Genomic DNA, 19,149 nt, shown 5'->3' on the forward strand with positions numbered 1-19,149 from the left:
CGCCGCAAAGTGGGCAGACTCCCCCATGCCGGCCGCTGTAATCGACGCCTGGCGTGCTCTGGATCTCCTCAACCAGTTTGCGGAGGTCTTCCTTGGGGATTGAACGAAGTGAGTCGTACATCAGAACCTCCGGAAATTGGGGTTGATCACGCGGCCAGCCAGAGGCGACCTGGAAACGGCCGGCTCCGGCTCTACCTGGCGTTGGGGAGTTGCGCTGCGGTACTGAGGTTCGGCCAGCAGTTGCAGGGCCGGCGTCCAGTCAGGATGGGCGCAGGCCGCGGCGTACACCTCGCAGTCCAGCAGATGGTTCGCGGCTTTCTTCTGCACCCAGGATGCATTGCCCTTGCCGTCCACCTCGCGCTTCTCCGAATTGAGCTGCCGTAGGTAGTCGTCACCGACGTCCCTGTGCAGCCACATGGGCTGGAGCGAGTCCGGCCGCAGACGAACCAGGAAGATCAGGTCCTTCAGATCGACCGTGTCCAGCGTGTAGATCGTGATGTTCTGCTGATACTCTTTCGGCACATCGCGATGGACGCCGGTTTCGGACCGCCGCACCACGACGTCCTGCTTGCGCGATGCGCCTTTGACCGCGAAGAAGCTTTCGTCGTCCGCCTCAAGGACCATCAGCTTGACCTCTTCCGACCTGGACCACCCCTCCATGTGCGATTCATCCCGCGTGCCGCCGAAGTCGATGGCGGTGCGCCAAATGGGCATGAGCACGTCGTCGCGTCCTTCCACCGGGTAGGCCGTTCTGATGCGCTGCGTGTCCAGGGCGTCCTTGTTCGGCAGCTCGCCATAGTCGATCAACCAGGATTCTCCGGAGCGAGCCCAGGCGCGGACCACAAAGAAGTAGCTGGACTTCTGGCTATCCACCCCCATGGTCAGCGCGACGGCTTCGGCCGGCACGATGCGCGGCGGCCGGTCGTGCAGGATCATCTTTTTGACCTGATCTTCCGGCGTGTCGAACGTCACCACCTGGTAGGGCCTGGAGGGGTGCGAGTTGTCGAAAGCCTGCATGTCCGCCGGGGTCCCGCGCTCCAGCGCCGTGAACCAATCGGCCATCACCTTGCTGAGTGAAACCGTGCGGCTGTACCAGGAAGGGATAATCACGCCCACGGCCGTGGGGTTGGGCACTTCGTGTTCCGCGTACAGATCGCCGCGCTGGACTGCCAGGTTCCGGTGGTGGTCGTTCCATCGCATGGCGCAGCCCTCGCACTCGTAGTAGGCCGCGCGCTGCTGCAGGATCTGCTTGGGGTCGCGCATCTTGCCGGGAACCTTGATCCGCTTGAAGTCCATGATCTGCAACTGGCCGCAGTTCGGACACGCCGCCCTGATCTGGTAGATGACCTGGGCTTCCGCTTTCATGTCGCGCCAGATAGTGGACTGCCGTTCGTTCCCGCGCACCTTGGAAAACCGGAGTGTCTTTGCTTCATCCTCGTAGGACATCGTCCGCTCGAGCATGCGGTGCACGGCCTGGCGGTCGAGGTATGCGTCCTCCTCATCGACGCCCAGCAGGCGAAGCGTCACGGACGAAGCCGAGGCGTCGGACCCCGCATACATGCCGTAGACCGCGCCGAACTTGGTCAGGATCTTGCCCTTCTGCAGGGCGCTCTGCCTGTCGGTGGACAGCAGCTCCTTCAGCGCTCTGCTTCGCCTGAAGTGCGGGCCGAGCTTTTCGTCAAAGATACGCTCCATGGTGCCCTGGTCGGGCATGCCGATGCCTGCTGACGAAGGGTTGCGGCTGATCTCCGAGCAGAGGCAGGCGTATGCGATGGTGGTTTTGCCCGTCTGTGAGGGCGCCGCGATAAGGACGGTCCGCACGGAAGGCATGTCCCAGAGGTCCATTATCCAGCGGCCGTACGGGTAGAGGTCATGCCTGTACGTTTGGCCGGCGTAGGGGCCTGTCACCAGCACGAAGTCATCCGAAGCGAAATCCGCCGTGGACTTCCAGGGGCGGGACTGAAGGACCTGGATCTCTCCAGGGTACAACGAGATAGGCGGAGCTGAAATCATACCGCATCCCCTTTCGGGCAGACCTCAAAGCGGGACATGGCCACGCTGGCTTGATCCGGATCTCCGTCGACCAGTTCGAGCAGCTGAGCCATGGTGTCTGCCGCCTTTTCCTTTCGTGCGGCGTCCCACTTTTCCCACGCCTCCTGCAGGTCATCGGTGAACCATTCGCCCATGGCGAAGGTGTTCAGCCCATCGATGATGCGCTTGCGGAAGAGATCCAGCAGAACAGGAGACCGGGCGAACATCCATCCGGACAGCGCTTCGGCCTTGTCCTCGTCGCCTCCGACCAGGGCGATTATCTCCTTCGCGACGTCCAGATCCCCGCCAACCGCGGAAATGATCTCGGACTTGTGGTCGCGCATGAACGACGTCATGTAGAGCTTCCATGCCTGCTGGCGTTCTCCGAGCTCGCGTTCCACCTGGTGCAGGGGGATGATTTCACCGAGCTTTTCCTGGAGCTTGATCCGCTTCAGCTGCGCATCGACCTCTTTGACTTCGGCGTCGGCCATGGTCCTGCGAGACCTGGCCAGCTCGGTCTCCCCCTCGCTTTCTTCGGGCTCCGGCAGTTCCCCCTTGCTCCCCACCTGCACCTTGTCCCCCAGCTCCCGCTTGGCGTACTGGTCGACGGTCCGCTTCGCGAAGCCGCCGGCGCCGCGGCGGGACTTGAGCAGGGCCGCGTCGATGTGGTTGTAGACAGTCTTCTGCGCCACCCGGAAAACGAGGCCGTGCTCTTTCGTGGCAACCTCCCTGTCCCCGTAGATATATTCATCACCCACCTCGCACGTGAGGTAGCGATGGATCTGTGCGGCGTTCTTGAACCAGACGTTTTCTTTGTTCATTCAGCGCACCTCCAAGTATTCGCCGAAATAGTGGTTGATGATTTTGGCGAGTGAATTGAGCCCGAGCTCCGGGTCCAGCTCCTTGCGCTGGCTCAGCCTGTGTCGAAGCGCGCCGAGCTTTTCTCTGCGCGGCGTATCCGCATTAAGCGCCTTCCAATCGTTCCCGGTAATCCCCATCCACAGCTCACCATCTCGAGGGCATTTGAAAATGCGGAAATCGGTAGCCTTGAAATCCTGGTAGAAGTCCGACAGATCCTGCTTCCAAAGCGGCCAGGGCTCCATCTTTTCCAGCACCTGCTCCAGCGTTGGCGCGGTGGTGCTGACCTGCGGCTCCGGTTCCTGCTTCTGAGGGGCGCTTGGGGCGTCTTGCTGGGGCCGGGTAGCGTTCTGCTTCAAAAATCGCTGAGCGTACCCAGGCAGGCCTTCCCAGACCCATCTGCGGACATCCAGCCCATTACGGTACGCGTCCCCCACGTCCTTCCCCATGGACGGCGGCGCGGGGTAGCGGATGCTGTTCGGGAACTCCTCTTCCCAAAACGTGTAGGTGTTGGCTGCGCCGGCGGAATCGTAGTCCAGGGCGTTCAGGATGACCTTTGCGCGGCGAAGGATGATCGTGACGAAGTCGCACGGCTGCTTTGCAGCTCCGCCCGTGCCGATGGCGCCGACGCCCATCCGGTGGCAAATGGCCCACAGCATGGCGGCGTCGCGCTCCGTTTCCACCAGGATCCAGATCCGGCTTGTCGGGCGGCCGTACACATGGAACAGACCGTTGGCCCCGCCTTTCACTTCCCAATATTTCCGCTCTTCACCCCAGGGCGTCAGCGGATTCGGCCGGCGGACCTTGAGCTTCACCACCTGGTTGTCGCGGAACACCGGCATGACCAGGCCTTCGGGAAGCCAGATCTTCTTTTCCTTGCCGCGCTCATTCTCTTCGTGGGGCAGCCCCCAGGCGGTGACAGGCGGCCACTTGTCCTTTTCGTTCCAGCCGAACCTGCAAAGCTCAGCGACCTTGGCGCTGATGCCGCAACGGGCCAGTTCGGCAAGCTGCTCTGTGTTCTGCTGCAGACGCTCGACCGAATGCTGCATGAAGTCGGAGGCTTTCTGCCGCCAAAGCTCGGGAGGCATGCCGACAGATGACGGGGTCCACCCTTCTGGTTGCCGCGGACGGTTGTTGTGGCGGATCGGCCTGCGCCCGCCGGAGTCCGGGCAGTACCGCTTCACGAACTCGCGACACCCATCCGAGTCATCCACGCCCCGGCCGTTGACGGCGTTGTAGATCCCGACCAGGTCGGCGTTCTGGCCGCAGCTGTGGCAGTGGGCTAGGTCCTTCTCGTAGCTGTAGAAAAACGCGCCGCCCGGCGTTCCTTCCACATGGAACGGGCAGTGGGATGTCAGCTCTCCGGACTTGGCCGGCTTAGGATTGGTCAGCAGGCTTTCGGCAATGATGCGCCTGTCATCTGCTTCCAGCCGATCGAGGGCGATGCTCATTCCCCGCCCCCCTCTGCCTGCAGGCCATTCCGGGACATGCCGCAGGCGAAAAGGCTAAGGGGCCGAGAATCCCTGAGACAATCTTTTTTGAGTAACCAACTGATATAGCTATTGAAAGACGCCAATCTTAGAGACTTACCCAATCCAAGCCCAAACTCCCCCCCTATGTAAAAATTACTTTTTACCCCTCTATTCTCTTTTTTCTCTTCTCTCTCTCTACTTTCTAGAGGAAAGGGGTAAGGGGGTAAGAAGGTAAAGAAGAGAAGGAAAATACTCTGTATATTCATGGCATTGTATCCCTAGACATTCGTTTCGAGAGATTCCGAGACCTTCGAGAGAGCATCAGAGCGGCGGGTTGTCCGGCTTCCGCCACGCCGGCTTGATGGTGATGTTGTAGAAAACCAGGTTCGCCGGACTTGCCCGGTGGATGTCTGTCCTGTTCCCGAAGTCGCTGCCCAGCGCCCGCATGGACCAGACCTTCTTTTCGGGCACGGCCTTCTCTTCCATGGACCACGTCCGGAAGACCTCATAGATGTGCTTCATCTGGGTCTTCTGGTCTTTCGGGGTGTTCGTTGACGGTGCGTCTGGATGGACAACGAGGCAGTCCCGGATGAACTCGCCTATGAAGTCGTTGTCCTCCATGAAGGACTTGGTGTCGGAAAACACGGACTCCGGCGGGGTGAGCGTTCCGGACGCAAGGAACTCGACCGCCCCGCGCACTGCCCAGGCCAGGATCCCCTGGAGGTTCTCCGTGGTGTGGAGCTTCTGCTCGAGCAGCGGATCCATCGGATAGATCTTCGCTTCCGGATCCGGTTCGACTCCATGCTTGAAGGTGCACGGAAATTTGATGATTCGGAGACGTTCCTGGAAGGCTTTGTCATCACCGTTCACGGACGGGACGCGGTTGGTCGCGAACAGGATCTTGAACTTCGGAATGTATTCGGTCACATCCAGCGAATACATCCCGCGGCAGGTGATGGGATCGCCGCCAGAGAGCTGCTTTATTGCGCCTTCAGAAAACTTGGCTCTCTTGGGCGCCTCCGAAGCGCAGGCGAGTCTGGTGTGCTCGAGTGTGACCAGGTGCTGGTCCGGCTTGTCCGTGTTCTGGAGACTCTTCTCGTCGAGAAGGTACTTGCTCGGGATCATCTGGAAGTAGCTGCCCATGACCATGCGCAGCGTGCGGAAGAAAACGCCCTTTCCATTTCTGCCCTGGGGACCCCAAAGGCAGTAGAATTCCTGGTGCGTCATCAACCCGGTCATCCAGTAGCCGACGCACTTCTGGATGTAGTCGATCAGCTCCTGGTCCGCGTTGAAGACCTGGCCAAGGAAGCTGTCCCAGAGGGGGCTATCGGCCTGGAAACCGGCCCATTCGATTGTTGAGGCGCGGTTGATGTAGAACTTCGGATCCGGTTCCAGGGCCTTGCCTGACCTCAGGTCCAGAACCTTGTTGCCGCATGCAAAGAGGTGCGGATCCTCGTTCCACTCCTTGCCGATGACTCCCAGGTAGCCAGGCGTAGCCACGCTGGCCAGGTCCAACACCTTGTTTATCCGGGTGGGGTCTTTGAGCTCCTTCGCTCGCGACTCGTAGGCCCTCTGATTGGTCAGCAACGGCCGGAGGTGGTCTTTCTGCTCACCTTTGGGCAAGGCCTGGAATTCGGGCTTTGCCTTCTCCTCCTTGATCTTCTGGACCATCCGAAACGCCAGCGCTTTGTAGTCGTCGGCGACCTCGGTCACCTTGTGCTTGTGCACATGCCCGCGGTCCTGCTTCCAGTGCGTCCGGTTGTACATGAACCACCGGCCCTGGATATTGTCGTAGGCCAGCTTCCCGTCGAACCGTTCCGAGAAACGGCGGGCGTCCCCCATGTGGTTGTCGTCAAAGTCCTTGCGCAGCAGGTCGTAATAGGCTTTGTCCCTGGGCTGGGATTCCTGGCCAGTGGGCTGCTCCGCTTGGCCGGGCGGCTTTTGATGCGCCGCCCGCTCTTCCGCGACGGCCTGTTCCACCTCTTGCCTAACGTCCATGGCCGACCTCTTGCGCATCTCGCGCCGGCCGCTGCAAGAATTGTAAAGTTGTAAAATTATTAAACGTCAGACCTCGCGCAAGAATCGCGCTCGATAGTACCCGTGAGCCGGAAGGCCCTGGGAGGACCCGAGCGTCCAGCCTCGAAACGGTTGTCGACGTTAGACCTTTTCCCAGCTTTTTCTTGGGAGGGGGTGTGGGGGAAAGACGAGGGGCGACCCTCATTGCGGATGCAGCCGCTGGCGCGGCTGCGGTCAGGACCGTAGGCCGGCAAAGCAGGAAGGCCCGGAAGCGCATCCGAGGACGTCGCGCCAGAGGCAGAAGGGGGGCAAGAACTTGAGGCGAGAATGCAGCCAGGCTGCTGGATGGGGGCAAATAGGGGGCAAAAAGAAAGAGGCGTTTATGAGGTAAGATCCAACAAACATCTATTATTTTTGATATAATAAATGACGAGAATTCCAAAAGCTGGGCAGTGAATAGCTGCCTTCGCATTCGAGTCGGGTCAACCGGTCGGCTCGGGCATATTATGGAAAACGCTTCAGATAGCACCGGAAAACTGGCATTCTGAGTAAGCATGCGGACGGAACTGCGCAAGATGTAGAATTCCGGGCCTGATTTGACATGGTGCACGAGCCCGTGTATAAGATATTTTCTTATCTCATGTGCACTTGTGTCTGTTTGTGCATCATTGCAACGTGTCATGTCACAATGCTGGCATGATCGTATATATACACTGTTGTTGATGAATGTAACAATAAAAACTGCACGAAGCAACTTGGCGGAGCCATGCCAAGAGCATGCACGAGCCTCTCGTTTTCATGTTTTTATTTGCAATATGCACGAAGCATTCTTTTGAAACACTTCCGGGACAGGTGCCAACAGCCTGTCCAGAGCCCCGTCCGAAGAAAACCAACGAACAGACAAAGCAAGACGCCATCGGTGCATAACCATTATTCCGGCGGACGGCGGGCGACTACTCTCAGGAGACGAACAGCATGGACATTCCCAGTATACCACTCGGTGAGATCATCGAGGCCTTCATCAACTTCCTTGTCGATCATCTCGCCGGCGTCACCAAGGCTTTTTCCGCGATCATCGAGCACATGCTCGAGTTCATCGAGGACGGGTTGCTCACTCTGCCGCCGTGGGCTTTGATCCTCATCATCACGGCCATCGCCTTCTATCTTTCCAAGAAGAACCGCGGCATTACTATATTCACTGCCCTGGGATTGCTGCTCATCTGGAACATCGAGCTCTGGGAAGCCACTGTTTCCACCATCGCCCTGGTGCTTATCTCCACATTTGTCGCCATCCTCATCGGTGTGCCCCTGGGCATCTCCGCGGCGGTCAGCAACGTGGTCAACCGCATCGTCATGCCCATCCTGGACGTCATGCAGACCATGCCGGCCTTCGTCTATCTCATCCCGGCCATCCCCTTCTTCGGCCTGGGCAAGGTGGCGGCCATCTTCTCCACCGTGGTCTTCGCCATGCCCCCGGCCATCCGGCTCACCGCCCTGGGCATCAAGCAGGTGCCCAAGGAGCTCGTGGAGTGCGCCGAGGCCTTCGGTTCCAACCGCTGGCAACGCCTGGTCAAGCTTGAGATGCCGCTGGCCACGCCCACCATCATGGCCGGCGTGAACCAGACCGTCATGCTCGCCCTCTCCATGGTCGTCATCGCCGCCATGATCGGCGCCCGCGGCCTGGGTGGCGAGGTCTGGAAGGCCATTCAGCGCATGCGCATGGGCGACGGCTTCGAGGCGGGCATCGGCATCGTCATCGTCGCGATCATACTCGACCGCGTGCTCCAGAAGATGGGCCAGCGGACAAAAGCGTAAATTCAACGGCGTCGGCCCAAGCCGGCACACGCTGCAATAGAGCCAAAGACAAGGAGAAAAAAGAAAATGAAACTCACCCATTATGCCAAGATTCTCTTGGCGGCGTCGCTCATGACCCTGCTCACCGTGTCCTTCGCCTGGGCGCAGAAGGTCGAGCTGGCCTATGTGGAATGGTCCTCCGAGGTTGCTTCCACCAACGTGGTCAAGGCAGTCCTCGAAGACAAGCTCGGCGCGGAAGTTGAGATCATCCCCGTGTCTGTCGGTCCCATGTACGCAGCCGTGGCTGCCGGCGATGTTGACGGCATGGTCGCCTCCTGGCAGCCCCTGCAGGCCGCCAACCTCGAAGCCGTCCAGGCCGATGTTGTGGACCTGGGCCCGAACATGGTCGGCGTGCAGTCCGGCCTGGTGGTGCCCGCCTACGTGACCATCGATTCCATCGACCAGCTCGAAGAAAACGCCGACAAGTTTGATAATGAAATCATCGGCATCGATCCCGGCGCGGGCATCATGCAGCAGACCGAAAAGGTCATGAAAGAGTACGGCCTGAAGGATCTGGACCTCATCGACTCCACCGGCGCCATGATGACCGCCTCCCTGGCCGACGCCATGCGCAACGAGGAGTGGGTCGTGGTCACCGGCTGGACCCCGCACTGGATGTGGGGCACCTGGGACCTCAAGTACCTTAAGGATCCCAAGAACATCTACGGCAAGGCCGAAGACGGCACGATCCTCACCCTGGTCCGCAAAGGCCTCCAGGAAGACATGCCCAAGGTCTACGCCTTCCTGGACAAGTTCAACTGGGGTCCGGACGACATGGCCAAGGTCATGGTCTGGATTCGCGATGGCATGGAGCCCGAAAAGGCTGCCAGGAAGTTCATCGACGAGAACCCGGACCTGGTGAACTCCTGGCTCCAGTAGCCAGTCGATTCAGTCGCCTGAGCTCAGGCGCGACAGCACCAAATGAACGCCCGGAGGCAGCCGCCTTCGGGCGTTTTTCTGTGGAGTAAGCGGCATCACGATGCAGCACTCTGTCGGAAAAGACTTTTTTCCGGCAGGCTGTTCAAAAATCGCGGTGGCACGGCGCAAGAAGAGTCCAAGGCCGGTAGCGTATACGGAAATACGTGAAGGCTGGAGCTTTCTGAAGCAACGCAGCCAACACGGGAGTTACAGCGGCCTGTTAGGAGAGGCCAAGCCTGGAGAGGGTAAACGCCTCGGGGTCGTCGTCTGGAATGTCGTCCAGCTTCACCTCGGCGCGGGCCATGGTGGCGTGGCCGCCGGCCGAGCCCACATCGCCGAAGAGCTGGTCCGCCTTCTTGCCCAGCTCGCGCACCTCGCGGGAGACGCCGTCGCTGCGGAAGATGACGATGAGCGTGTCGCCGAATACGCCGGCCACTGTGGCCCAGACGATCTCGTGGATGCGCAGGAAAAAGTCCGCGAGGATGACGAGGATGTCCGGGTTGTCCACCTCGCCCAGGTAGATGTGTGCGCCGTTCTTCTGGATACGCAGCTTGGCGAACGCCTGGGAGAAGTAGTGCAGCCACTCCAGCCGGAACTCGCTGCGCACGATCTTGCGGATCAGGTTGTGGTCCGCGTGCTTGGATAGATAGCGGAACGCCTTCACATCCACGTCGCAGAAGTTGCGCTCGAAGCTGGAGGTGTCGGACTTGATGCCGTACATGAGCGCCGTGGCCAACAGCTTGCCGGGCCGGATGTTCAGGTTGTGCAGATACTCGGTGAGCAGAGTGGAGCAGGAGCCGTACTCCGGTTTGATCTCCTTGTACTCCGCCTCCACGGGCTTGTCTTCCACCAGCGGGTGGTGGTCCAGCACTATGGAGAAGTGGAACTGCTTGAAATCCACATGGTGGTGCGGCTGGGAGTCCACCATGGCGTAGCGGTCGTAGCTCTCGGCGATGGCCGGGGTGAGCCGCTGGGTGGGGATGTTCAGGTAGCGGATCATGGAGAGGTTGTCGGGCCGAGTCACCTCGTTGACGTGGGCGATGCCCACGTCGGCCACGCGGTAGCTCATGATCCGTTTGAGCGCCATGGCCGAGCCCAAAGCGTCCGGATCGGCGTTGATCAGGATCAACCACTTCTTGTCGCGCTCGAAGAGCGCGAGCATCTTGGCGAGTTGGGAGTCGAGTTTTCTGAAGTAGGACATGGAGTTCTCCGGCAACGTAACACTAAAGCGTTTTCAGGCGCATGGGAAGGCCGGCGGTGCAGAAAACGGCCTCGTCGGCCATGGCGGCCAGGCGTCGGTTGCATTCTCCCAGGCAGCGCACAAAGCGCCGTACGGCCGATGTCGCCGCAATGGGACCGAGCCCGACCTCGCACGTAACCAGCACGGCGTCGGGCCGGCCGGTCTTGGCATACGGTGCAAGCGCCGTGGCGAGCTCGTCCAGCCGCTGTTCGAAGTCCTCTTCTCCCCCGTCCTCCAGCACGGCGAAGACCCAGAAGTCCAGGCTGTCCACCAGCACGGACGGAACGCCGCGCTCGGCATGCTGCGTCAGCAACGAGGGCATGTTCAGGCCGGCCTCGGATACGATCATCTGCGAGCCGGACCGCCGGGGGTCCATCCGGTGCTTCTCGATGCGCCTGCGGAAGGAGAAGTCCTGCGCCTTGCCCGTGACCACCAGGGCGCGCGGCGGCTCCAGCTCCAGGAAGCGCTCCAGGGCCAGGTCGGACTTGCCGGACTTTTCACCGCCGATGAACAGGGAGATCACGAGGCCGCTCCGTACCGCCGGTTCCAGAAAGCCAGGGAGCGCTCGAAGCCGCGGCGCTCGAAGAGCTCCAGCACGACGGTCTCCAGGCCGCCGGCCCCAGCGAGCAGCGAGTCCAGCAGGCCAAGCCCGGCGTGGTCCAGCGTGTCCAGCGGGTAATGACGGCCCGAGCCGGCCGGGTCTGGCGCACAGGCGTGGATGCACCGCGTCCGCTCCAGCAGCAAGGGCTCCTTCAGCAGCTCGCGTTCGCCCAGCCGCAGAAGATGGCCGGTGTCCAGACAAAATCCCATATCCAGATCGTACGCCAGGGAAAGCAGTGGTGCAATCGGCGGTTCCCCCACGTTTTCCAGCAGGATGTCGCGGGGGGCGATACCCGCCTCGGCCAGGGCGGCCACGGCCGCCTCCAGCAGCGCCGGCGTCTTTGGCGGATGGAGGACCCAGAACCGCGGCGCAAGGTACAGCGCCTTGCGCACCAGGTCGGGCAGTACGGAATGCAACCCGGCCGGCGTTTCCGGCAGGTCGAGTGGCAGGTGCACGTGGTAGGAGAGGGCGTGGTTTGCCAGATAGGCCGGCATGTCCGCCTCGCCGTACTCCAGGCAGGCCGCGGTTTCGAAGAAGCACAGGGCCACCTCGTCCACCAGCGGTTCCAGGAAGGCGCAGTTTTCGGGCACGGTGCCGGGAATGACGAAGGACGGGGCGGCGATGCACGGCGCGCCAGGCTCCGGGGGGACGTCGGAGCGCATGCCTCAGTCCATGAGCGACAGATGCTTTTGCGTGCGCTGCGTCTTGGCGATGAGGGTGGAGCGGCGGATGGCGTTCTCGCCGTCGGCCAACGGACCAAGGAAACGCGAGGCCGGCAGGCGGTAGGTCCTGCCGTACACGGTGCGGCTGCCGGCGCGGGAAAGGTAGAGCGCCTCGCGGGCGCGGGTCAGCCCCACGTAGAAGAGCCGCAGCTCTTCGGCAAGCTGGTCCGGCGCAAGGTCGATGGTGTAGCTCGGGCCGGGCGTTTCCGGGATGGCGGAGAGTCCCGGTCCGGCAAAGGGCAGAACGCCTTCCTCCAGGCCGGGCAGGAACACGGCGCGAAACTCCAGCCCCTTGGCCGCGTGGAGCGTCATGATCTGCACCTTCTCGCTCGCGCGGCGTACCTGCTCCAGACTGGACTGCAGGTTGATCCAGTTGATCAGGCCGAGCCAGCCTCCGTGCTCTTCGAAACCGGCGGCCAGCTCCTTGAAGGCGCGGCTTTTCCAGAACAGGCGGTCAAAGGGCGGCACGTCCTGCATGTAGGATGCGATGGCGCTCGGTCCGGAGGCAAGCACGTCGTCCGGGCAGGGCAGCGGCTTGGCGGCCTGCGCCTTTTCTGACTCTGGATCATCCTCGGGCCGGGAGATGCCCAGGAAGCCGCCGGCCGCGGCAAGGATGGCGGCCACGCGGGGGTCCTCCCAGAAAGCCTCGGTCTCCGGCACGGATACAGGCAGGCCCAGCCGGTCCAGGGTGCGCGCCAGGGGTGCGATCTGGCTGCGAACACGCACGAGCACGGCAATGTCGCCAGGCGAGAACTGCTCCTCGCCCAGGCCCTCGGCCTTGTCTTCCTCGTGCTGGCGGTCGGCCAGGGTGTGGCTGGTGGCGCCCAGCAGGGCGCGGATGCGCTCGCCCACCCAGGCAGCCTCGCTCTCTGCCGAGGGAGCCTCGAACAGCCGGATCTGCCCGGCCAGCGAAGAGACGCCGGTCAGCGGCGCAGGAGCCCCCTGGCCCTGGATCAGAGCGCGGGCGGCGAGATCAAGAATGGACTGAGACGAGCGATAGTTGGTGGACAGGCCGATGACCTCCAGATGGGGCCAGACCTCGCGCAGGGCCTCTTCCACATGAGCCAGTGCGCCGCGGAATCCGTAGATGGACTGGTCCGGGTCGCCGATGGCGAAAAGGCCGCGCCCGGCAGGGGAACCCGGTTCGTTCAGCTCGTCGGCGATCTGCTCGGCCGCCGGCGCCGTGAGCAGCGCGCGCACCAGGTCAATCTGTAACCGGGAGAAGTCCTGCACCTCGTCCACCAGCACGTGGGTGTACGGCCGGGGGTAGATCTCGTGCTCGATCTGCTCCAGCCAGAACTCGAGCAGGTCGGTGTAGTCGGCCAGGTTCCACGACTCCTTCTGCTTCACGTAGCGATGGAACAGCGGTTCGAGCTCCTCGCCCAGGGGGTCGCGGCGTTCGCGCGCCAGGGAGATGGCGGAGAAAGCCTTGTCCAGGGCGCGGGAGTCGAGGTCGGAGCCGGTGTTGGACTCGCGGAACACACGGCGGGCGGCTTCCTCGGACAGGACCACCGGCGCTTCGTCGTAGGCGTTGCGCCAGACCTCGTGGGCCAGGGCGTGCAGCGTGTCGGCGCGCGGCAGGGCTGCCTTGGAGCCGAACGACGCCACCAGCCGGTCGGAAAGCTCGCGGGCGGCCTTGCGGGTGAAGGTGACGGCCAGGATGTGCCGGGGCGAGCTGCCTTCGGCAATAAGGTGCTCGATGCGCGCCAGCAGGGTGTGCGTCTTGCCGGTGCCAGGTCCGGCCTTCACCAGCACAGGGCCGGGATCGGCCAGCACTGCTGTTTGCTGCTCCGGGTTGAGCCCGGCAGGCTCGGCCGGGGTCGGGGCCTCGCTTTCCAGAACGGCCTCGGGCTCGGGCGCGGTGTCGGTCGGCTCGCTGGCCGGTGGCGCATCCTTGGGCGCGGGAGCGGAACGTTTTTTCTTGGCAGGATACGAATCCGGAACCAGGAAGGTGCCCTGGTGCAGCTCCTTACGCTCCTTTTCCGAAAACACGCGGATCACGCCGAACTCGCCGTCGAAGCCGGGGTTGCGGATCACCTCGCCGCGGCGCATGCGCGAGACGGCCTCGGCCAGTGGCGCGGAGACGCGGGCCAGCTCCTCGGGCGGCGCATCCCGCAGCACGGCCATCTCGGAGCCGATGCGCGAGATGCAGCGGGTGTACATGGCGCGGACCTTCTTGGTGGTCGGGCCGGCGCCGACGATCTCGGAGAGTACCTCGGCCAGGGGAATGAGCGACTCGAAGCCCGGCGCTTTGTCCGGCTTCTCGGGCGTGTCGCGGTCGGCCAGGTCCAGCACGCGGTGCAGCACGCCCACGGTGAGCGGCTTGCCGCAGACCGGGCAGATGCCGCCGCGCGACAGTGTCTCCCGCGGCTCCAGGGCCACGCCGCACTTGCGGTGGCCGTCCAGGTGGTACTTGCCCTCCTCGGGAAAGAACTCCACCGTGCCCTGGAACTTGTGGCCCAGGGCTTCGCCGCGCAGGGCGCGGAAGATGCCTTCGTAGGAGCGCTCGCCGCTGAAGATGTTGCACTCGCGGGCCAGCTTCTCGCCGGAGTGTGCGTCCGAGTTGGAGATGAGCGCGTAGCGGTCCAGCGCCGAGAGCATCCAGTTCATCTCCGGGTCGGAGGAGAGGCCGGTCTCCAGCGCGAAAATATGGGAGGACAGATCGCCGTAGCACTCCTCCAGGGAGTTGAAGCCGGACTTGGAGCCGAAGAGCGAGAACCATGGCGTCCAGATGTGCGCGGGCACGAGGAAGGCCAGCGGATCGAGCTCCACCACCATTTCGAGCAGATTGCGCGAGTCCAGCCCCAGGATGGGCCGGCCGTCGGATTCGATGTTGCCGATGGCTGCCAGCTGCTCTGAGAGCTTGTCGGCGGCCTCCATGGTGGGCACGTAGACAAGGTTGTGGACCTTTCGCACCGCACCGTTTTTCTTGTAGATGGAGCTGATCTCGGCCTGGAGCATGAACAGCGTGCGGCCGGCGAGCTCATACCCGTCGAGGAAGGGTATCTCCCGCGTCAGGTTGCGCGTATCCTTGAGCCGGAACAGACCGCTGCCAGGATCGGGCTCCAGCAGCTCGGCCAGCTCCTTGCGCCAGCCCGGATGGGTGAAGTCACCGGTGCCGATGACGTGCAGGCCCTTGACCCGGGCCCACGCAGCCAGCACTCTCGGATCGAGCTGCTTGCTGGTTGCCCTGGAGTACCGCGAGTGGATATGTAGGTCGGCGAGAAATTGTTCCATGCTATACTTGCCCGGCAGCGCGGCGGCGGCGTGCCGCCGACATACGCCGAGGCAATCATTACCAGAAAAGCGACACGGGGCCAACGCCCGGATGCAGGACTCGAGCGCATGCGACGCATGATTTTCGCACCAGCCGCGCTTTGCGCGCTCATTCTTTTTTGTACAGGATTCTGCGCTGTTGCCGTAGCCGCGCAGCCGGACGCGCACGGTCCGGCGCAGGCAAGGCATAGCGCGCCGGAAAAAGTGGCCGCGGCGCAGACCCGTCTCCTCGCGCCGTCCCTGGTTGCGGCAAGCGTCCTTCCGGACGACGGCACAAAAGCCGTTGCAACGCCCAAAAATTCGGAAGAGCCGGAAGCTGTCCGGGAATCGGACAATGCGGCCGAAGCCGAGGCGAACGCGGCCAACGTGGGGTCGGACAGCACCAACACCCCGGCTGTGGAAAGCAATGCGACCCCGACCAAAGACGCCAACGATACTATCTTTCCCCTGGAGGAAGGCTACGAAGGGCTGGACCCCGTGCAGGAGCTGCTGAAAAGCAGCAAGCCCGTGCGCGTGAAGGCATCGCCCAAGGAGGTCACTCCTCTGGAGCACTTCCTGCGCGTGGCCTTTCAGGACCGTGCGGAGCAGTACGCCCTGCTCAAGAGCGGCACCGGGTTCGAGGCTCCGCCAGGCCGGTTGATGCGCTGGGGCAAGCTGCGCATCACCTACGCCGTGGAGGGCGATGCTGATCCGGAGGAGCTTGCAATCATCCACGACGCGGCGGACGAGGTGTCCAGAATTCTGGACGAGCGCGATATCTCCTTCGAGGAGCGCGAGCACGTTCCGGACATCCACATCCGCATCGAGGATATCGAGGCCGACACGCTGCGCACCGGTCTGACCCGCGTGCTGGCCGACCGGACCACCGGCGTGCTGCAACGGGCCACCGTGGAGCTGTACCGCGTGAAGCTCACCCCGGCCTCGGTGCGGCGGCATCTGCTGCTGGCCCTGGGACTGCGGGGCTGGGCCCTGCCCGGCGTGACGAGCGTGCTGTGGTTTCCTGTGGACGGCGTGACGCCGCCGGAAGTGACCGCCTACCCGGAGATCGACAAGGAGGCGCTGCTCCTTCTGTACCATCCGGCGCTGATGCCGGGCATGACCCTGGAGCAGACCCTGGCCGCGCTGGACAAGGGCGCGCCGGAAGTGGACGTGCCGGACGTGCCGGGCGTTACCGCGCCGGCGTACGAGCCGCGGCTGTGGCCGGAGCTCAGGGCAAAGGAGCTCCTCCGGCAAGGCGAACCCAGGTGAGTTCGTGCTTGTTGTGCGTCAGGTGCACGAGCCGTGAGCCGGGGATGCGCTTGAAGGCAAAGACCGAGTCCATGTCCGTCTCGCCCTGGAACTTGAGGGTGCAGACCATGGAGCACTCCGGGCCGGCATCCAGCCAGCGCCGCACCCAGGTGAGCAACCGTTTGGGGTAGCACGCTACGTCCCACACCAGCCAATCCACCTCGCCGTACTCCTCGCGCACGTGGCGCGGGTCCACACCAAAAGCGCTGCCCGTGCGGAAGGTTACCAGCGGGTTGCGCATCAACTCCGGGGCCAGGGGGGAGCGGTCCACGGCCGTCACGTTGCAGCCGAGCTGGGCCAGAACCCATGTCCAGCCGCCGGGGCTGGCGCCCAGATCCAGGCAGCGGGAGCCCGGCTCGGGTACGCCGAACCGGGTGAAAGCTTCCCAGAGCTTGAGGTAGGCGCGATTGGGCGGGCCGGACTTGTCCTCCACAAAGTGGACCTCGCCCTGCGGGAAGGGCGAGGTGGTCTGCGGTGCGGCAATGATGGTGTTGCGGTCCAGCAGGGTCCAGCCGCCCAGGGGCGAGGCTGGCGGCGTCTCGCCGAACTCCAGGGGTCGGCCCTTGACCGGCGGCAGCGCCTCGGCAATGAGCGCGGCGCGGCGGTGCTCGGCAATGGATGTGAGTGACCAGTTGCGCTGGATGGCCTTGAGCGCCCGCGCGCCTTCCTTGATGGAATCGAAGGGGATGCGCCACGGCTCCAGCCAGGCGTTCTGCGCCCAGGCCATGGGCCGGTACGGACCGGGTGCGAAGACCAGGCGCTCGCGAGCCCACACGTCGGCCGCGACCTGCGGGTCCTCGGCCTCCAGCTCGATGCGGACCTCGTGCTCCAGCTCGGCCTCGAAGCCCTTGGGCGCGAGGTAGATTGTGCCGCCCAGGCTGTCCCCGGATTGCTGCATTGCGTCGTTCATGGGGGAGGGTGTATCCACGGCCGCTCGCCATGGCAAGCCGGTTGGCGTAAAGGATTCCGCTGGCCCTGGCCGCCGGGCGGACGATTGCAAATGCAGGCGGAATGGTTCCATGGTATGGTTGGCCAGCCTTCGACGCATAGGATTTTTATATGGATGATATGTATGAACAATTTCGGATTCTCGTGGTGGAGGACGATCCCCGGTCGCTGGACGAGCTGGAGCACGCGCTCTCCGGCCCTGGCCACGAGATAACCACCTGCCAGGAGCTCGAATGCGCCCTTACCCTGGCGGAGGGGCAGGCCTTCGACCTCGTGATGACCGATCTGCACACTGGCGGCCGAGGCGAGCTCTCCCTGCTGGCCAAGGTGAAGTCCAACAACCCGGTGACCGAGGTCGTGATCATCACCGGCTCCAGCTCCGTGGAACGCGCCGTGGAAGCCATGAAGCGCGGCGCCCTGCACTACCTGACCAAGCCGTACTCGGAAGAAGAGGTCCGCCTGCTGGTGGAGCGCGTGAAGGAAAAGCGCATAGTGCGCGAGGAGCTGGAGGAGCTGCGCTCCTACGTGCGTACCCGCCGGGGGCCGGGGCTCATCGGCAAGAGCCCGCAGATCCAGGAGCTCAAGCGGCTCATCGTGCGGGTGGCGCCGCTGGACTGCACGGTGCTCATCACGGGCGAGACAGGCACGGGCAAGGAGCTGGTCTCGCGCATGATCCACGAGAACTCCAAGCGCGCGGACAAGCGGCAGTTCGCCATCAACTGCGGCTCGTTGAGCGAGGAGCTGTTGTGCAACGAGCTCTTTGGCCACGAGCGCGAGGCGTTTACCGGCGCGCAGCGCACCACCAAAGGCATCTTCGAATCCCTGGACGGCGGCACCGTGCTGCTGGACGAAATCGGCGAGATGCCCATGTCCGCCCAGGTGCAGCTTTTGCGCGTGCTGCAGGAGAAGAAGGTGGTCCGCGTGGGCGGCACCGAGGAGATACCGGTGGACGTGCGCATCCTGGCGGCTACAAACCGCCGGCTGGGGAACGAGGTGGCGGCCGGCCGTTTCCGCGAGGACCTCTATTACCGGCTCAACGTTTTTACCATGAGCATCCCGCCCCTGCGCGAGCGCGCCGACGACATCCCCTTGTTCTGTAATTACTTTCTGGAAAGCTATGCCAAGGACTACGGCAAGCCGGTGAAGCGGCTCTCCAGCGAGGTGCTCGATCTGCTTTTCAACTACCCCTTCCCCGGCAACGTGCGGGAGCTGAAGAACGTCATTGAACGCGCCGTGATCCTCTCCGACGGCGAGATCATCGAGCGCAGCCACCTGCCGGCGCGATTACGCGGCCAGAACACGGCGTGCCTGTCCGAGGGCGAGATACTGCTGAGCCTGTCCGAGCTGGAGGAGCGCCATATCCGGCTGGTGCTGGAGAAAACCGACGGCAACAAATCCCGCGCAGCGCAGATTCTGGGCATCGACCGGACGTCCCTGTGGCGGAAGATGAAGCGCATGGGACTGGCGGACGGTGCAGTGCGCAACGGTGTTGCGTAATACCACAAATATAATTTAACATACTTATATATTTAGCAGAATGATATGTGACCCCTTTCACGTGTTGCACAATGCATCATGTGAAGGGGGTCACATGCATTGCGGTATATGGTGTTTGTCTTAAAAAACAGCATGTTAAGCAAAAATAAAATGTTTGGCACGGCTCTTGGAAAGTATGAGACATCGCGCACGTTAGCGCGGCGACGAAAATTTTCCCCAAGGAGTTGTACCATGGCACGTATCGTGAGGCGTTTCTTCCAGGTGATCGAGGATTACGAAGTGGCCATCACTTTTGCCCAGGCGAACGACGCCGAGGACGCCCGCTACTTCCTCGGCTGACAATATTGCAGGCGACGCGCCCGCCTCACCCGCAATGGTGCGGGAACCCCCTTCACGCCCGGAAGTCACGGGCGGACGCGTAAACTGCCA

The 19,149-nt window shown here is 62.8% G+C and carries 13 protein-coding genes; 4 read left to right on the forward strand and 9 right to left on the reverse strand.

The genetic code is table 11. The features are described 5' to 3' along the window. Window positions 1-120: 120 nt before the first annotated feature. From E8L03_RS15560 to E8L03_RS15575, 4 genes are all read right to left on the reverse strand, one after another. Window positions 121-2,013 (reverse strand): terminase gpA endonuclease subunit, encoded by a 1,893-nt coding sequence (locus E8L03_RS15560; RefSeq protein ID WP_171267843.1) that lies wholly within the window; start codon window positions 2,011-2,013, stop codon window positions 121-123. Further along, entirely contained in the window at window positions 2,010-2,852 is an 843-nt protein-coding gene (locus E8L03_RS15565; RefSeq protein WP_171267844.1) for a hypothetical protein, read from the reverse strand. The genes E8L03_RS15560 and E8L03_RS15565 overlap by 4 nt, the downstream gene beginning before the upstream one ends. After that, window positions 2,853-4,340, reverse strand: a complete 1,488-nt coding sequence (locus tag E8L03_RS15570) for a hypothetical protein (protein WP_171267845.1) — start codon at window positions 4,338-4,340, stop codon at window positions 2,853-2,855. It abuts the gene before it with no gap. 342 nt (window positions 4,341-4,682) lie between these two features. Next, window positions 4,683-6,359 (reverse strand): DNA primase family protein, encoded by a 1,677-nt coding sequence (locus tag E8L03_RS15575; RefSeq protein WP_171267846.1) that lies wholly within the window; start codon window positions 6,357-6,359, stop codon window positions 4,683-4,685. A 993-nt stretch (window positions 6,360-7,352) separates the two neighbouring features. Here E8L03_RS15575 and E8L03_RS15580 point away from each other — a divergent pair. After that, window positions 7,353-8,192, forward strand: coding sequence for an ABC transporter permease (locus E8L03_RS15580; protein WP_144234005.1), 840 nt, complete (start codon window positions 7,353-7,355; stop codon window positions 8,190-8,192). 66 nt (window positions 8,193-8,258) lie between these two features. Beyond that, entirely contained in the window at window positions 8,259-9,110 is an 852-nt protein-coding gene (locus tag E8L03_RS15585) for a glycine betaine ABC transporter substrate-binding protein (protein WP_144234004.1), read from the forward strand. Between the two features lie 259 nt (window positions 9,111-9,369). Here E8L03_RS15585 and E8L03_RS15590 read toward each other — a convergent pair whose 3' ends face one another. Genes E8L03_RS15590 through E8L03_RS15605 form a run of 4 tightly spaced genes read right to left on the reverse strand, consistent with a single transcriptional unit; the run spans window position 9,370 to window position 14,949 of the window. Next, window positions 9,370-10,350, reverse strand: coding sequence for a DHH family phosphoesterase (locus E8L03_RS15590; protein WP_144234003.1), 981 nt, complete (start codon window positions 10,348-10,350; stop codon window positions 9,370-9,372). Between the two features lie 22 nt (window positions 10,351-10,372). Continuing rightward, complete coding sequence (locus E8L03_RS15595) at window positions 10,373-10,912, reverse strand: bifunctional adenosylcobinamide kinase/adenosylcobinamide-phosphate guanylyltransferase (protein WP_167512325.1); 540 nt, start codon at window positions 10,910-10,912, stop codon at window positions 10,373-10,375. Further along, complete coding sequence (gene cbiR / locus E8L03_RS15600; protein ID WP_171267847.1) at window positions 10,909-11,652, reverse strand: cobamide remodeling phosphodiesterase CbiR; 744 nt, start codon at window positions 11,650-11,652, stop codon at window positions 10,909-10,911. The genes E8L03_RS15595 and cbiR overlap by 4 nt, the downstream gene beginning before the upstream one ends. Window positions 11,653-11,655: 3 nt before the next feature. Further along, entirely contained in the window at window positions 11,656-14,949 is a 3,294-nt protein-coding gene (locus E8L03_RS15605) for a UvrD-helicase domain-containing protein (RefSeq protein WP_171267848.1), read from the reverse strand. 108 nt (window positions 14,950-15,057) lie between these two features. Between E8L03_RS15605 and E8L03_RS15610 the strand changes: the two genes are divergently transcribed. Next, window positions 15,058-16,236, forward strand: a complete 1,179-nt coding sequence (locus E8L03_RS15610; RefSeq protein WP_171267849.1) for a hypothetical protein — start codon at window positions 15,058-15,060, stop codon at window positions 16,234-16,236. Here E8L03_RS15610 and E8L03_RS15615 read toward each other — a convergent pair. Next, window positions 16,196-17,185, reverse strand: coding sequence for an SAM-dependent methyltransferase (locus E8L03_RS15615; protein WP_244963542.1), 990 nt, complete (start codon window positions 17,183-17,185; stop codon window positions 16,196-16,198). The two genes, E8L03_RS15610 and E8L03_RS15615, sit on opposite strands and share 41 nt — an antisense overlap. A gap of 149 nt (window positions 17,186-17,334) precedes the next feature. On the opposite strand from E8L03_RS15615, the gene E8L03_RS15620 reads away from it, so the two are divergent. Next, window positions 17,335-18,720: a sigma-54-dependent transcriptional regulator gene (locus tag E8L03_RS15620; RefSeq protein ID WP_244963543.1), complete on the forward strand. Its 1,386-nt coding sequence runs from the start codon at window positions 17,335-17,337 to the stop codon at window positions 18,718-18,720. The last annotated feature ends 429 nt before the right edge of the window (window positions 18,721-19,149 follow it).

This window comes from Oceanidesulfovibrio marinus (genome assembly GCF_013085545.1).
Lineage (GTDB): Bacteria > Desulfobacterota > Desulfovibrionia > Desulfovibrionales > Desulfovibrionaceae > Oceanidesulfovibrio > Oceanidesulfovibrio marinus.